Origin of the sequence: Streptomyces sp. NPDC048606, assembly GCF_040650855.1 — a bacterium.
GTDB lineage: Bacteria > Actinomycetota > Actinomycetes > Streptomycetales > Streptomycetaceae > Streptomyces.
In genome coordinates, this window is the sequence record NZ_JBEZIB010000004.1 from 288,089 (window position 1) to 303,172 (window position 15,084).

Annotated in this window: 13 protein-coding genes and 2 pseudogenes; 8 read left to right on the forward strand and 7 right to left on the reverse strand. The window is 70.6% G+C overall.

All coding sequences use genetic code 11. The annotated features are described in order from the left end of the window. Positions 1–35 precede the first annotated feature (35 nt). Complete coding sequence (locus AB0D01_RS07055; RefSeq protein ID WP_363054015.1) at positions 36–926, reverse strand: LysR family transcriptional regulator; 891 nt, start codon at positions 924–926, stop codon at positions 36–38. A gap of 98 nt (positions 927–1,024) precedes the next feature. On the opposite strand from AB0D01_RS07055, the gene AB0D01_RS07060 reads away from it, so the two are divergent. The 4 genes from AB0D01_RS07060 to AB0D01_RS07075 all read left to right on the forward strand — a co-directional run bounded on the left by AB0D01_RS07060 (position 1,025) and on the right by AB0D01_RS07075 (position 6,048). Next, positions 1,025–1,426 carry a VOC family protein gene (locus tag AB0D01_RS07060; RefSeq protein WP_363054016.1) on the forward strand — a complete coding sequence of 134 codons (402 nt, stop codon included), beginning with the start codon at positions 1,025–1,027 and terminating at the stop codon, positions 1,424–1,426. A 155-nt stretch (positions 1,427–1,581) separates the two neighbouring features. After that, positions 1,582–2,253, forward strand: coding sequence for a DUF4097 family beta strand repeat-containing protein (locus AB0D01_RS07065; protein WP_363054017.1), 672 nt, complete (start codon positions 1,582–1,584; stop codon positions 2,251–2,253). 49 nt (positions 2,254–2,302) lie between these two features. Further along, a complete protein-coding gene (locus AB0D01_RS07070) occupies positions 2,303–4,579 on the forward strand; it encodes a DPP IV N-terminal domain-containing protein (protein ID WP_363054018.1) in 2,277 nt (758 codons plus the stop codon). 281 nt (positions 4,580–4,860) lie between these two features. After that, a complete protein-coding gene (locus tag AB0D01_RS07075; protein ID WP_363054019.1) occupies positions 4,861–6,048 on the forward strand; it encodes a DUF418 domain-containing protein in 1,188 nt (395 codons plus the stop codon). Positions 6,049–6,678: 630 nt separating this feature from the next. Here the strand turns inward: AB0D01_RS07075 and AB0D01_RS07080 are convergent. Continuing rightward, a pseudogene (locus AB0D01_RS07080) lies at positions 6,679–6,996 on the reverse strand (transcriptional regulator); the annotation flags it as partial. Between the two features lie 375 nt (positions 6,997–7,371). Between AB0D01_RS07080 and AB0D01_RS07085 the strand changes: the two are divergent. Together AB0D01_RS07085 and AB0D01_RS07090 are read left to right on the forward strand one after the other, a co-directional pair. After that, a complete protein-coding gene (locus AB0D01_RS07085; protein ID WP_363054020.1) occupies positions 7,372–7,524 on the forward strand; it encodes a hypothetical protein in 153 nt (50 codons plus the stop codon). A 7-nt stretch (positions 7,525–7,531) separates the two neighbouring features. After that, positions 7,532–8,647 carry a methyltransferase domain-containing protein gene (locus AB0D01_RS07090; RefSeq protein ID WP_363054021.1) on the forward strand — a complete coding sequence of 372 codons (1,116 nt, stop codon included), beginning with the start codon at positions 7,532–7,534 and terminating at the stop codon, positions 8,645–8,647. A gap of 181 nt (positions 8,648–8,828) precedes the next feature. Here AB0D01_RS07090 and AB0D01_RS07095 read toward each other — a convergent pair. From AB0D01_RS07095 to AB0D01_RS07105, 3 genes and pseudogenes are all read right to left on the reverse strand, one after another. After that, positions 8,829–8,990: pseudogene (locus AB0D01_RS07095) on the reverse strand (IS5/IS1182 family transposase); the annotation flags it as partial. A gap of 178 nt (positions 8,991–9,168) precedes the next feature. Continuing rightward, on the reverse strand, positions 9,169–10,683 hold the full coding sequence (locus AB0D01_RS07100) for an FMN-binding glutamate synthase family protein (protein WP_363054022.1): 1,515 nt from the start codon (positions 10,681–10,683) through the stop codon (positions 9,169–9,171). Between the two features lie 153 nt (positions 10,684–10,836). Further along, positions 10,837–12,522, reverse strand: coding sequence for an acetolactate synthase large subunit (locus tag AB0D01_RS07105; RefSeq protein ID WP_363054023.1), 1,686 nt, complete (start codon positions 12,520–12,522; stop codon positions 10,837–10,839). Between the two features lie 24 nt (positions 12,523–12,546). Between AB0D01_RS07105 and AB0D01_RS07110 the strand changes: the two genes are divergently transcribed. Then, positions 12,547–12,795 (forward strand): hypothetical protein, encoded by a 249-nt coding sequence (locus AB0D01_RS07110; protein ID WP_363054024.1) that lies wholly within the window; start codon positions 12,547–12,549, stop codon positions 12,793–12,795. Between the two features lie 3 nt (positions 12,796–12,798). Beyond that, positions 12,799–13,635, forward strand: a complete 837-nt coding sequence (locus AB0D01_RS07115) for a hypothetical protein (protein ID WP_363054025.1) — start codon at positions 12,799–12,801, stop codon at positions 13,633–13,635. 138 nt (positions 13,636–13,773) lie between these two features. Here the strand turns inward: AB0D01_RS07115 and AB0D01_RS07120 are convergent, their stop codons facing one another. Beyond that, positions 13,774–14,073: a hypothetical protein gene (locus AB0D01_RS07120; RefSeq protein ID WP_363054026.1), complete on the reverse strand. Its 300-nt coding sequence runs from the start codon at positions 14,071–14,073 to the stop codon at positions 13,774–13,776. Between the two features lie 306 nt (positions 14,074–14,379). Next, the gene (locus tag AB0D01_RS07125) at positions 14,380–15,039 is read right to left on the reverse strand and encodes a serine hydrolase domain-containing protein (protein ID WP_363054027.1); all 660 of its coding nucleotides are present in this window, start codon (positions 15,037–15,039) and stop codon (positions 14,380–14,382) included. Positions 15,040–15,084: the final 45 nt, after the last annotated feature.

Genomic DNA, 15,084 nt, shown 5'->3' on the forward strand with positions numbered 1-15,084 from the left:
GGCGCGAACCGGCGGATCGCGACGGCGGCCGGTGCTTACAGGGACATCGTCCCGAGTGCGCGGGCGATGCGGACGAAGGACTGCACCATCGGGTTGTCGTTGTCCGAGCGCCAGACCAGCCCCCAGCGCAGGAGGGGCGTGTTGCGGACAGGGATGTACGTGACGTCGGGCCTGACGTAGAAGCGGGTCACCTGATTGCCCAGGAGGTGGATGACCTCCCCGTCGGCGACGAGCGTGTACAGCTCGTCCAGCGTCGTGACCAGGAACTTCCGTTCGATGGCACGGCCGCTGGGTGCGGTGAACGGAGCGAAGGCGTCCTCGAAGTAGTCGGGTTGCGGCCCGTCCGGCCCCACGATTCCGTGGTCCGCGAGCGCTTCCAGGGTCACCGACGAGCAGCCGACCAGCCGGTGTTCGTTGGCCACCAGGGCGACCCGGGACTCCTCGAAGAGCACCGGTCCCACGGTCAGATCCGGCTCTTCCACCGGGAGCCAGGAGAGCAGCAGGTCGACCTCACCTCGCCGCAGCGGGGCGAACGGGTCTATGTAGCCGTTGTGGCTCAGGCGCAGGCCCCACTGGGGGTGCCGTGAACGGAAGGCGTCCCAGAAGGGCCTCAGTTCGTGTCCGTTGGTGACCATGAGGCCGATCCGCAGGACGTCCGTCTTGCCCTGGGCGGTGAGCCGGGCCCGGTCCACGCTCTCCTTCAGGCTCCGGAACACAGGCCGCAGATCACCGAGCAGCTGTTCACCGACGGGCGTGAGCCGTACCTGGCGGCTGGTGCGTTCGAAGAGTTCGGCTCCGATCGACCGTTCCTGCTTCTTGATGGCCTGGCTGATTCGTGCCGCCGACACGTGCAGCCGTTCGGCCGTCCGTCCGAAGTGCAGCTCCTCCGACAAGGTCAGGAAGATCTCTATGTCGCGCAGCTCCACGCGCCCCCACGTCCCCGCATGTTCGTTAACCCCTGGCTTAACCGGCGTTGCATGATCAACCGTTGATGATCATCTTGTCCACAACGGATGCTCACTGCATGAACGTCGTCACTACCAAGGTGTCCCTGATCGTGGATGACGTGGACGCCTCCAGCCGGTTCTTCACCACTCATCTGGGCTTCCACGAAGCCGAGTCGGCGCAGGGGTACGTCTGCCTCCGCCGGGACGACACCTCCGCCGAGATCGCCCTGACCGAGCGGGACCCCGAGCAGTCGTCGCGGGCCTGGCGGGGGCAGGGGCTGGCCGATCTCGCAGTAACCCTGACCGTCACGGACCTCACCGCCGAGTACGAACGGCTGAGGCGCGAGGGAGCCGCTCTCGACGGCGGCATCCGCCGGGAGCCGTGGGGTGAGCGACTGCTTCGGCTCACCGATCCCAACGGCGTCGTGGTGCAGCTCACCGAATGGGTCCCGCCGGCCGGCGCCCCCGAACGCTCCTAGCCGAAGGGCCTTCCGGCGGCGCGGACTGCCGGCCCTGTGCCTCCTGCGGAGCCGCAAGGCCGAAGCGGCGGCCGAAGAGGACGAGACCGGGGGAGCCGCCGCCGGGCCCTGACGCACGACCACCCACCAGCGACAACGAGCTCAAGGAGAGCACCATGCAGAAGTTCGACACCCCCACCGCGCCGGCCGCCGTCCTGGAGCTCCCCGCAGGACGCATCCGGCTCGTCGCCGCCGACCGGACCGACACCACCGTCGAGGTCCTGCCCTCGGACGCCTCGAAGGCCCGAGACGTGCGCGCGGCGGAGCAGACCACCGTCACGTACGGCGACGGAGTCCTGCGGATCACGGCCCCCGCCGCGAACAACCAGCTCCTCGGCGACTCCGGATCCGTCGAGGTCACCGTCCACCTGCCCGCCGGCTCCCGCGTCGAGGCGAAGACGGCCGCCACCGAGTTCCACGGTGTCGGACGACTCGGCGACGTCGCCTACGAGGCCGCGCACGGCACGGTCGAACTCGCCGAGACCGCGGGCGCCCGCCTCGTGCTCCAGGCCGGAGACATCTCGGTCGGCCGCCTGGGCGGCTCCGCCCACATCGGTACCCGCAAGGGCGACATCCGCATCACCGAGGCCGTGACCGGCACGGTCACCCTGACCACGGAGCACGGCGAGATCTCCGTCGGCGCCGCCCCCGGCGTATCCGCCTCCCTGGACGCCGGCACCGGCCACGGCCGGATCCACAACGCGCTCGCCAACGCCGACGGCGGCGACGCCGGTCTGAAGATCCGCGCGACCACCTCCTACGGCGACATCACCGCCCGCAGCCTCTGACCCCGACCCAGCCAGACCCCACACCGCGACCGACGAAGGAACGACAACGATGAGCACCACACAGGACTACCAGGCCGCGGAGCGGCTGCTGCGCCGGATCGCCGTCCCGGGCGAGCTGGTGACCGGCGACAAGGTCAGGCCCCAGTGGACCGACGGCGGCGCCCGCTTCTGGTACGCGGTCGCCAACGGCGCCGGCAAGCGGTTCGTCCTGGTCGACCCGGTGGCCGGCACCCGCGAGCCCGCCTTCGACCACGCCCGGCTCGCCACCGCGCTCACCGCCGCCGCAGGGCAGCACACCGACCCCGAGGCCCTGCCGTTCACCGGCATCGCACTGCTCGGCAACGCCGTCGAGTTCGACGCGTTCGGCCGGTACTGGCGCTGCGACCTGGACCGGTACACCTGCGAGGAGGCCGAGTTCACGCCGCCGGGCAACCCGCTGGAGGTGACGTCACCCGACGGGAAGACCGCCGTCTTCCGCCACGGCCACGACCTGTGGGCCCGCTCGCTGTCCGACGGCAGCCAGTGGGCGCTGACCGCCGACGGCGCCCCCGGCCACCAGTACGGCACCGGCCCCGAATGCACGGCCAACAGCACCCTGCTGCGCAAGATCGGCCTCCCGTACCTGCCACCCGCGGTGGCCTGGTCGCCCGACTCGACCAAGGTCCTCGCCCACCGCACCGACGAGCGCGAAGTGCGCGAGACGCACCTGATCGAGGCCCGGCCCGCCGACGGCGGCGCGCCGCGTACGCACACCCAGCGCTTCGCCCACCCCGGCGACGAGCACGTGCCGCGGGCCGAACTGATCGTGCTGGACGTCGCCTCCGGCACGGTGGTCCGCGCACAGGCCGAGCCGCTGCTCATGCCCGTGATGTCGCCCATAGCCGCCCAGTGGGCGTGGTGGGCCGCGGACGGCTCGGCCGTGTACTACCTCGGCCGGCCCCGCGACCAGCGCACGCTCACCCTGTACCGGCTGGACCCCGCCACCGGCGAGGTCACCACAGTGATCGGCGAGACCGGCTCCACCCGGGTGGAGCCCAACCAGTGGGCGTACGAACCGCCGATCGTACGGGTGCTGACCGACGAGGTCCTGTGGTACTCGCAGCGGGACGGCTGGGGCCACCTGTACCGCTACGACCTGCGCACCGGCGCCCTGCTCGGGCAGGTCACCTCCGGGGAGTGGGCGGTGCGGCAGATCCTGCACGTCGACGAGGCCGAGCGAGCGGTGTACTTCACCGCCTCCGGCCTGGTCGAGGAGGACCCGTACCGGCGCACGGTGTGCCGGGCCGGACTCGACGGTTCCGGCTTCACCAGACTGACCGACGACGGCCTGGACCACGTCGCCACCCTGCCGGGCGACCGGGCCTACTTCATCGACTCCGCGTCCACGGTCGACACCCCGCCCGTGACGACGGTCCGCGACTGGACCGGGAAGGTGCTGGTCGAGCTGGAGCGCGCCGACGTCACCGGGCTCGCCGCCACCGGCTGGACGCCGCCGGAGCGGTTCCGCGTCAAGGCCGCCGACGGAGAGACGGACCTCTACGGGGTGCTGTACCGACCGCGGGGCTTCGACCCGACCCGCCGCTACCCGGTCATCGACAACGTCTACCCGGGCCCGCAGGTCACCCGCGTCACCCCCAGCTTCGACCCCGGCGGGATGGGCATCGACGCGGAACCCCTCGCCGCACTGGGCTTCGTCGTGGTGGCCCTGGACGGACGGGGCACCCCGGGGCGCAGCAAGGCCTTCCACGACGCCTCCTCCGGCCGCCTGGCCGACGCCGGCAACCTGGCCGACCACGTCGCCGCGCTGCGGCAGCTGGCCGAGACCCGGCCGTGGATGGACCCGGACCGGGTGGGCGTGTTCGGGCACTCAGGGGGCGGGTTCGCCGCGGCGCGGGCGATGCTGGACTTCCCCGCGGTCTTCAAGGCGGGGGTCGCCCTCGCCGGCTCGCACGACGCCCGCCACTTCAACGCCGGCTTCGTGGAGAGCTACGACGGCGCGGACAACCCCGAGGCCTGGGCCCGCACTTCCAGCGTGGACCTCGCCGACCGCCTGGAGGGCAGACTCCTGCTGATCCACGGCGAGATGGACGACCAGGTCCACCCCGAGCAGACGCTCCGCCTGGCCGACCGCCTCATCGCCGCCGGCAAGGACTTCGAGCTGTTCATCGTGCCGGGCGCCGAGCACACGTTCATCGACCACCTGGCCTACGTCCGCATCCGCTGCTGGGACTTCCTGGTGCGCGAGCTGATGGGCGAGCAGCCCCCCGCCCACCGCCCGGCACCGATCCCGATCGGCCCCGAGCTGCTCGCGGACCTGTTCGGCTGAACCGATCCGGCCCGGCCCTCACGGGCCGGGCCGGAGGCTCCTGCGGGGAGCTGGAGCGGGTCTCCCACGCCACGACGCCCGCTCACTCCCGGGAGAGCCAGGCCCCTCGCCATGCCTGGAGAGCCATGATCATGCGGATGGGGCGGGTTCCGTCGCTGGACGGCCGACGGTACGGAGCGGCCCGGCCCCTGGGGCGCAGTACCCCTTCTGACCACACCCCTGACGCAAACAACAGGGCTTCCGAACGCAACCTCGGGGGCCCTTACAGCCTCCCATTCACCATGGGAGCAAATCGACTCATCGGGCTCGACGCGGCCCGCGGCATCGCAGTCCTCGGCATGTTCGCGGTTCACGTCGGCCCGACCCCCCGTTTCTCCGGCGCCGGCTGGTTGCTCGTCGCTGCCGACGGCCGAGCCCCGGCCGTCTTCACGCTGATAGCGGGCTTCTCCCTTGCCCTGGCTCGCTCTCGTATCGCCGAAGAGCGCCCGCTGTGGACGACGTTGACCCGCTGCGCCGTCCTCGCCGCCCTCGGTCTGTGGCTCGCGGCTCTTTCCCCCGGGATCCTCGTCATCCTGGCCTTCTACGCCCTCTACTTCCTGGCCGCGGAGCCCTTCACCCGCCTCCGTACCCGCACGCTGATCGCGGTGGCCGGCGCGAGCATCGTGGTGGGCCCCGTGCTTTCCTACGTGCTGGGCAACGCGTTCGGCCTGCGCACCGGCGGGCGCGGCGCGACGCCCCTCCCGGGCGACCTCGCCGACTGGAGCGACGCCGGCCGGGCCCTTGGACAACTGACCCTGTCAGGCGCGTACCCCCTGCTCACCTACTTCCCGTACATCCTGGTCGGCATGGCCCTGGGCCGCCTCACCGACCTGCGCCGCACTCGCTCCGACCGGCTGCTGATCATCGGAGGGGCCGCGGCCGCCGTCATCGGGTACGGTCTGTCCTGGCTGGCCCTGCACCCCGGAGGGCGCCAAGGCCCGCTGCTCGACGCCGTCGCGCGCGAACACCGCTGGGCACTGGCTCACCCCGACCCGATCGCTGCCGTCCTCGAATCACAGTTCGGCGCGGTACCCAGCACCTCGTGGGACTGGCTGCTGCTCGCCACCCCGTACAGCCAGACCCCACTGGAAACCCTCGGCAACGCCGGCGTGGGGGCCCTGTTGATCGGACTGATGGTGGCGCTCGCCCGAACGCCGGTCGCGGCGAAGGCACTGGGTCCGGTCGCCGCCGTCGGCGCGATGGCCCTGTCCGTGTACGTGGTACACACACTCGCCCTCGTCATGCTCCCGGATGCCAGGAGCGACTGGGCGTCCCTCCTCTGGTACGTGGCGGCAGCTCTGCTGGGCTGCCTGACCTGGCAGTACGCATGGCGCGGCAGCCCCCTGCGGCGCGGCCCGTTGGAATGGGGCCTGCGCGCCCTGACCCGGCCCCGGAGCGCGGGCCGGGACGGGGCTGCTGTGAGTGGTTGAGCGGAGCCGGCGGTTGCGCGGGCAGGTACACGTCCGAACAGCCAGGCCCTTCGGGCGCGGCGCAGACGTCAAGGGACATTTGCACCTCCGTCACCGTGGCGGTGTAGGGAGCCAGACAGCCCCAGTCCCCCGGGCCGCCCGCGGGAGGCGGGCGGCCCGCGAGGCAGCACAGCCGGGCGGAAGGGGCAGTGCGTCTCAGACGATTGTGCGCGTCACCCTCTTCACGGCGAACCCACACGGTTGTGGTCATGACGTTCTACGGTGGCCGGTAGCACCCGCTGTCCTTGAAGGAGAAGCTCCGCAGCGTTGTTCAGCCTCCGGCTCCTCGTCCGATCCCATGGAGCCCGACCCCGCGTTCCTGAGTCCCTGCAGGTCGGCGAGGTCGTCGTGTATGTCATGTGTGTCGAAGGAGTGGAGCTCGTCGCGCGGACGACGACCAGGCAGGCGCGAAACAGGGATGCACGCCATGGGGATTTGGGTGTGCCGTCTGGGTCCAGGCCATGCGGCCACAGCCTGGTGAGGATTTCTGACTCATCAGCCAGGGTGTTCAAGGCGTCGTTGCCGCCGAGGTCAGCGTCCTGTCGGGCCGACGCTTCGGCACCTTCACGGTCCCCGATTCGTTTGTCGGATTCAGCTGCCGTCGGGACCGAGTAGGGCCGCGAGTTCGCGTGCTCCGCTGGTTCGGGGGTGGTGGGTCCGGAGCTCGGCGACCTCGGCTCGAGAGACCCGGGCGGCCTTGAGGAGTTCGGCGGCGGCCTGTTCGGGGTTGCCACGCTGGAACCAGGCACGACCGAGGTCGGTGTGCATACGGCCCTTGCGTTCGGCGGTGGCGAATTGGCCGGGGTGGAGGTTGCGCCCTGCCTCCAGGGCGCTTCCGGCGTCGCCGAGCGCCCAGTGGACGCCGACCGCGTAGAGGTCGATCGCGGCAGGCGTGATGGGGACCAGGCGTCGCCAAGTCGTCCACCTTCGAGGCGCGAGACGGTGAAGGCGGAGCAGCGCAGTCGCTTTCCCAGGTCCGCCTGGTGCCGGCCTCGGGCCTTGCGGCCCATTCGGACGAGGCCGCCGGCCTGCTGGTCGGCGGCGAGCGCCTGGGCGCGCCAGGTGGTCCACAGCGGGTCGGTGGTCACCGTTCCCCTCCGGCCAGAGGCGAGTGGCGGGTCTGCCGCCCCCACCATAGGGGCTGCGCCTCCTGCGTGTGGGGGCGTGTGCACAATCTGCAAGTGGGAAGCAGGATCTGCAATCCCCCTCTCGGCCGTGCGACCGTGTGGTCTTGTTGGTCACGCAAGGCAACGGCCTGAGACCGAAGCGTGAGGGGAGCACCGCATGAGCAAGGACAAGGGCGGAAGCAGCAGCGGCGGAGGCGGCGGGAGCCACGCGAAGCCGAACCCGCCGCTGTCGGGTGGCACCCCGCCGCCCGGGAACTCCGACGGGCAGGTCCCCAACCCGGGCTCCGGCACGGGCACCCGTAGGAAGTAGGACCACGATGCGTCTGGACGACCGCCGCGCGAGGCTGGCGGAGGCGATGGACGCCCAGGGACTGTGGCCGGCGGACTCCCCGTGGGTCCGCCGCGCCATCCTGGAGACCGTCCCCCGGCACGCCTTCGCCCCCGACTCCCTGTGGACGTGGGACGGCACGGCGTACGTGTCCGTCGACCGCGCCCTACAACCCGAGGCATGGGCCGACCTGGTCTACGCCGGGCCCTACGACTCCGCGATCACCCAGCTCGGTGACGGGCTTCCGACGTCGAGTCTGTCGTGCGTGTCCGTGGTCGCGGACATGCTCGACTCCCTGATCCTCGAACCCGGCCACCGCGTCCTGGAGGTCGGCGCGGGCATGGGCTGGAACGCGGGCCTCCTCGCGCACCGGGCCGGGCCGGGACGGGTGACCAGCGTGGAGGTCGACGCCGAACTGGTGGCGGGCGCGCGCCAGAGGATGAACGCGGCCGGGCTGGAGGCCGCCGTGGAACTCGGTGACGGGAACGCGGGCTGGGAGAAAGCCGCACCGTACGACCGGTTGATCGCCACCTACGCTGTCGAGACCGTGCCCTGGAGGTGGGTCGAACAGATGCGGCCCGGGGGCCGGATCGTCGCGCCGTGGGGCCGGCTCGGGCACGTGGCCCTGACCGTCGCCGAGGACGGCAGGTCCGCGACCGGTTGGGTCCAGGGGTTGGGGATGTTCATGCCCAGCCGCGGCGTCGACCAAGGTCGGGAGTTCCGGGCCGTCCAAGCGGACCATGGCACCCACCGCACGAGGCGAACCACACGCGAGGTGCGCCGGCTCGCGGAGAATCTGGGGCTGCTGTTCTCGTTGCGGGTCACCCACCCGGACATCCGCATCACCACCGGCGAGACCGAACACGGCTTCACCGCCCGGCTCCACGACGGCAGCCACTCCTGGGCCACCGTCACCGAACACGGTCCCGACGGGGCCACGGTGCGGGAGGGCGGCCCCCGGGACCTCTTCAGCGAAGCCGAAGCCGGCTGGGATCAATGGGAGCGGAACGGAGCGACCGAGCTCTACGACTTCGGTATGACGGTCACCCACGACCGGCAGGACGTCTGGGCGCGCACACCCGAATCCGGCGCCTACTGCCCGTGAGACCGTGCCGATCGCTATCTCCATGGATCCGTCGCCCGCGGTGGGGGAGGGGCTCGCGGGAGTCGTGCGCCTTCGGTGGCGCCCGTCATCGCCACGCGGCAGGGGGTGGTCAGCCTCGGGAGCCTCCTCGCTACGAGCGGGGAGGCTCCCGTCGGCATCCAGGGCCTGTGTGATGTCACGATCAGTCGGCGGCCTTCAGGAGGTCGCCGATCCAGATCATCGTGGCGCGAAGGTGGAGGCCCGCGAGGTAGCTGTCGGGTGACTTGTCGTAGCGGGTGGCGATCCCTCGCCCGGCCTTCAACTTGTTGATCAGGCGATCGACGGTGTTGCGTTCCTTATAGAGAGCGGCACTCCGATGCCTGGCTGTGGTGACCCCTCCCGAGTGGACCGCACACCGGTGGAGTCCACCGAGTGGACTCCATCGCGTCTGACAGCACCACCGTCCACTGGGTGCGCTCCGCTCGGTGGGCGTGCTGCGCAGGGCGTGACGGTCGAAGACAGGTGGCCGAGTAGCCGCCGGCTCAGGTGGTGAGCAGTTCGGTGATCTCACGGGCGAGCCCCGGCCCGAGCGAGCCCCAGCCGTCCTTGTAGCCGTACACGCTCCCCAGGGTGCGGGCGTCGTAGTCGCCGTTCAGGATGTCTATGTCGGTGGGGGTGATGAGCGACGGGTGGGGGACACCGACGGCGCCCGAGACCCTCAGCAACTCCCGGCGCAGGGTGCGCAGGTACATCGCGGTCCGGATGGCCTTCGAGGGCGCGTCGATGCCGCGCGCCAGCCACGGGTTCTGGGTGGCGATGCCGGTGGGGCACTTGTCGGTGTGGCACTTCTGGGCCTGGATGCAGCCTATGGACAGCATCGCCTCACGGCCCACGTTGATCATGTCGACGCCGAGGGCGAACGCGACGACGGCGTTCTCGGGCAGGCCGAGCTTGCCGGAGCCGATGAAGGTGATGTCGTCGGTCAGGCCCCGCTCGGCGAACACGCCGTAGACGCGGGAGAAGCCCACGCGGAACGGCAGGGACACCGAGTCGGCGAAGATCAGGGGAGCCGCCCCGGTGCCGCCCTCGCCACCGTCGACGGTCACGAAGTCGACCCCTCGCTCACCCCGCTCCATCAGCGTGGCGAGTTCCTCCCAGAAGTCCATTTCCCCGATGGCGCTCTTGATCCCGACCGGCAATCCGGTCTCCGCGGCGAGCAGTTCCACGAAGTCGAGCATCGAGTCCACGTCGTGGAACGCGGTGTGCCGCGACGGCGAAGCACAGTCCTCGCCCGCAGGAATTCCGCGGATCGCGGCGATCTCGTCGGTCACCTTCGCACCCGGCAGCATGCCGCCGAGCCCCGGCTTCGCGCCCTGCGAGAGCTTGATCTCGATCGCCTTGACGGGCGCGCCCGCGACCAGTGACGTGAGCTTGTCGAGGTTGAACGTCCCGTCCTCGTCGCGGCAGCCGAAGTACGACGTACCGATCTGGAGGACAAGGTCCCCGCCGTTGCGGTGGTAGGGCGACAGGCCGCCCTCGCCGGTGTTCTGCATCGTCCCGGCCAGCGCCGCGCCCTTGTTGAGCGCCGTGACGGCCGCGCCGGACAGCGAGCCGAAGCTCATCGCCGAGATGTTGACCACGCTCGCCGGGCGGAACGCCTTCGCGCGGCCGCGCGGTCCGCCGAGCACCTTGGCCGAGGGCAACGCCGCCTGCGGGTCGCTCGGATCGGGCAGCGCACCGGCGAACGTACGCTGCTTCACGTACGCATGGCCCTGTACGTGCTCGACGTCGTTGTCGGTGCCGAACCCGAAGTAGTTGTTCTCCCCCTTCGCCGACGCGTAGATCCAGCTGCGCTGGTCACGGCTGAAGGGACGCTCCTCGTCGTTGGACGTCACGATGTACTGCCGTAGCTCGGGGCCGATCGTCTCCAGCACATACCTGGCGTGTCCCACCAGGGGAAAGTTCCTCAGCAGCGCGTGCTTCTTCTGCACGAGGTCGCGGGCGGCCACCAGCGCCAACCCCGTGGCGGCTGCCGCACCTATCCTCCGGGCACGCATCACGATCGTTCCTCTCCTCGACTGGCCGAACCTCACGGTGACCGTCTACCCCGCGCCGCGGAAATGCCACGCGCTGACCGAGACCCGAGGGCACCGCCCCTGGGGGAGGGTCGCCGCGCGGCCAGTACGGGAGCGGGCCGCGCCGCGGGCGGGTCAGAGCGCCGAGTCGAGGTGCCCGAGGTGCTCGATGAGGTTCATGTTCTCGGCGTAGTCCACCGGGCAGTTGATGATCGACACGCCCGGGTCCGCCAGTGCCTCACGGAGCGTCGGCAGCAGGTCCCCGGCGGACTCGATGTGGTAGCCCTTCGCGCCGAAGCTGCGGGCGTACTGGACGATGTCCGGGTTGGTGAAGTCGGTGTTGGAGTTTACCCCGACCTCCAGGTCCATCTTCCACTTGATGAGCCCGTAGCCGTTGTCCTCCCAGATCAGCACGGTCAGCGGAATGTTCTCGCGGACCGCCGTCTCGATCTCCTGGGAGTGCATGAGGAAGGAACCGTCGCCGACCGCCGCCAGCACCTTCGTCCGCGGCCTGGCGAGCTGGACGGCGAGCGCGCCGGGCAGCGAGAAGCCCATGGTGGACAAGCCGTTGGATATCAGGCAGGTCTTCGGCGCGTACGTCGGGTAGAGCCGGGCCATCCACATCTTCAGCGCGCCGGTGTCGACCAGCACGATGTCGTCGCGACCGAGCGCGGCGCGGGTGTCGGCGACGACGCGCTGCGGGGCGAGCGGGTAGCGCTCGTCCGCGGCGCCCTGCTCGAGTTCCTTGGCCAACAGCGCGCGGGTGGCCATGGTGTCCTGGTCGTCGACGGTCCAGCGAAGGCCGCCGAGTTCGGTGGCGAGGGCGTCGAGGGAGGCCGAGATGTCGCCGATGATGCCGACGTCGACCGAGTAGCTGTCGTCCACCTCCGCCGGGACGCGATGGATGTGGATGATCTTCTTGTCACCGTCCGGGTTTATCCGGGACGGGTCGAACTCCTGGAGCTCGTAGCCGACGGCGATGACGACGTCGGCCTCCTCGAACCCGAAGTTGGTGTAGTCGCGCCGCATGAAGCCGAACGTGCCGGTCGCGCACGGGTGGTCGTCGGGCAGGACGCCCTTGCCGTGGAAGGTGGTCGCTGTCGACACGTCGAGTGCGGTGGCGAACGCCGTCAGCGACTCGGCGGCGCCGCCGCGCGCCGCGCCGTGTCCGGCGAGGATCACCGGCCGGCGGGCCTCCCGCAGCAGCTCCGCCGCTCGCTTGACCTGCTGCGGGGACGGTGCCTCGGGCTGCACGACGTTCCTGCGCAGCGGCCGCAGGTCCGAGCCGTCCGTCGCCGCGTCGACGTCCTCGGGCACGGCGAGGTAGACGGCTCCGGGCCGCTCGGACTCCGCGGTCTTGAACGCGCGCCGCACCATCTCGGGAATGGCCCGGGGAGCCGGGACCTCCGCCGACCACTTCGTGACCGGGGCGAACATGCTCACCAGGTCCACGAACTGGTGGGACTCCTTGTAGTTGCGCTCCTTGCCGACCTGCGCGGTAATCGCGACGACGGGCGTGCTGTTCGTCATGGCGTCGGCGACGCCCAGCATCAGGTTGATCGCGCCGGGCCCCAGCGTCGCGGACATCACACCCGCCGAGCCGGTGAGCCGGCCGTACATCTCCGCCATGAAGGACGCGGCCTGCTCGTGCCGGGTGAGGACGTAGCGGATCCTCTCCGAGCGGGCGAGGGCGTTGGTGAAACGGATGTTCTCCTCGCCGGGTACGCCGAACACCACCTCGACGCCCTCGTTCTCCAGGCAGCGAACCAGGAGTTCGGCCGCTCCGTCGGGGGTCTGCTTCCGGTGCTCGGCGTCGCTCACGCTGATCGTGTCCTCTCCTGGGTCTTGGCCGCGCCGATGGGCGGGCCGGTCAGCCGTCTACCCCGGCCGGCCGGCCGCACTCACGAGCGCACCCCGGACCGGAAGGAAGCAGGCCGCGCCCTCGCGATCGCACGGGCACCGGTCGAGCACGGCCTCGCCCATCGCAAGAACCGGCGGATCCTCACCAAGCCCCGCACCGACCCCGACCCCGCCCGCGCCACCCGCCTCCTGCGCGCTCTGCTCGTCCTGACGAACATCGAAGTCAACCGCTGACGGATGATCTTCCTCGATCCGCTCGACGACGTCGACGCGCAGCTCGGCCGTCCAAGGCTCGGCGCCGGTGAACTCCCGGGCTGCTTCGACGTCACCGGCCTCGACGGCCCGGAGGTAGCCGAAGGCGCTGATCGCAGTGCGCGGGTGGGCTTGATGGCGGTGCGGGATGGGCAGGGTTTCCCGTGTTCGCGGTGTCGCGTAGGTTCGGCGGGGGCCAGGATGAAGCACGCGATGGGGTGGGGTCCGGTCGTGGCCGTGGCCGCGGCGGGGTGGCTGGTGATCGTGGCGATCTCCGAGCTGCTGGCCCTGGTCGCGTACCACTGGATCAGTCCTGAGGCCGTCGTCCTTGTGTCATCGGGGCTGTTGGTGCTCGGGTCGATTCCAGTGGGCAACGCGATCCGTGAAGAGGCCCGGGGCAGGAAGGCGGCCGGGCGCGCCTGGTGGTTGCTGATGGCCAGTTGTGTATTGCTGCTGACCGGCCGGGTTCTGATGGCGCAGGAGCAGAGCCTGCACGACAGGGGCCGGCAGGTGGACGCGGTGGTGATCCGGCTCTGGGACGCGTCCGACGAGGCGTCCAGCCCTCTTGTCGACGTCCGCACCAGCGACGGCCAGGACCTGACGGGCATCGCGCGGCACACCCCGCTGCACGTCGGATCCCAGGTCACCCTGACCGTCGACCCGAAGGGCGTGGCCGCGCCCCGCATCGATGGGGCCTCCAGGCCATACAACCTGATCACCTGGATTCCCCTCGCGCTCACCGCCGGTGCTGCGTTGTTCAGCGCGCACACCGCGCGCGGCCTGCTGGAGGGACGCCGACGGCGTCGGGACCCGAGTGGCTGACGCTGTCGGTGGTCTCGGGAGAGCCCTTGTCCGGAGCATCGTCGCCCTGATTCGAGGACGTTCGACCAGGGGAGGAAGGGTCGGGGCCCGGAGGCAATTCCCGAGAGGGACCTCGGCCAGGGTCGCCGGGCAAACGTGTCAGCCCGCCGGGTGGGCGGCGTCGCGCCAGGAGCGGGGGCGGGGGATGCCTGCCGGTCGAGGAAGTCCTGCCGCGCGGTTGGGGTGCGGGACTGGCGGTCCGTTCACGTTGTGCTCCTGCGGCAGCAGTTCGCGCCCGCCGAGCATGTCGAGGACCACCGACAGGGTCTTGCCGATCACAGCGTTCGTAATGTTCACGTCGGTGATCACGTTCACGGCGCCTTCGCCGCAGGTCTCGGTGACGTGCGCGAGGAAGCCCGTCCAGCGGGTGTCGCCGCGGCGCGCGGACCGGGCCGTCACGTCTAGGGCGAGACGATCGCGGTGCCGGAGGGCGGAAGGCCGGCGGAGTCGGCCTCGCGTCGGCGTAGCCGCTCCTGCTCGTCGAGCCAGTGGTTCTGCAGGAAGATCTGCCGCAGGGCCTCGACCTGCTCGCGGCCGCTGCGGAGCGCGGGACGGTAGCACCGGCCGGACCGCCCCTCCCGACCCGTACCGCCACGAAATGGTCTACACGTCCGAGAACACCCGCTTCACCGCGATCCACACCCCCTGACACAGCCTCCCGGAGCGCCGCGCCGGGCTCTCGGCCCGCAGGGACGGCACCTGCGCTTACGGGGTGCTGGGGGCCGTGGCGCACAGCGCGTGGTCGATCAGGGCGCTGGCCGCGTTCTCCTGCTCCAGTATGTGCTCCATGGTGTCGCCTCGGGCCTCGGACATGGAGACCACAGCGCTTCGACGCCCGTCATCGGTGACGCCGTTGAGGGTGATGTAGCCGCCGTCCCCGCCCTCGTGGCTCCAGTAGGTTCCTCCACATCCCAGGGGGCGTTCGACCAGGCCGAGCCCGTATCGGCCCTTGGGCCACAGCTGTTGGACCTCTGCGCTCACGGGGACGGTCTGCTTCATCTTGGCCAGCTGTCGTGCCGGTAGCAGGCGGCCGTCGAGCAGTGCACGGAAGAATCGGTTCTCATCCCGAGTGGTCGTGACCCAGGAGAGGTTCGCGTAGTCCACCGGTATCTGGTCGGTGACATCCACCCGGGAACCGGGGCCGAAGAGCTGGTATGCCTCGACATGGGGCCGGGGCAGGGTGGGCGAGGTGCCCATCCACCGGGTCTGGTCGAGGCCCAGCGGTCGCAGGATGCGGTTCTTGATCTCTTGGTGAGCGGGGTGACCGGTGGCCTTCTCGATGATCATGTCGAGCAGGACGTAGCCGGTGTTCGAGTAAGGGCTGTCCCGTAAACGAGCTCTGTGAGCGGGACTCGGTTCAGGCATGTAGCTTCGTCGTCGGAGGTTTCGCTCGTGCTGTTCAGGCCCGGG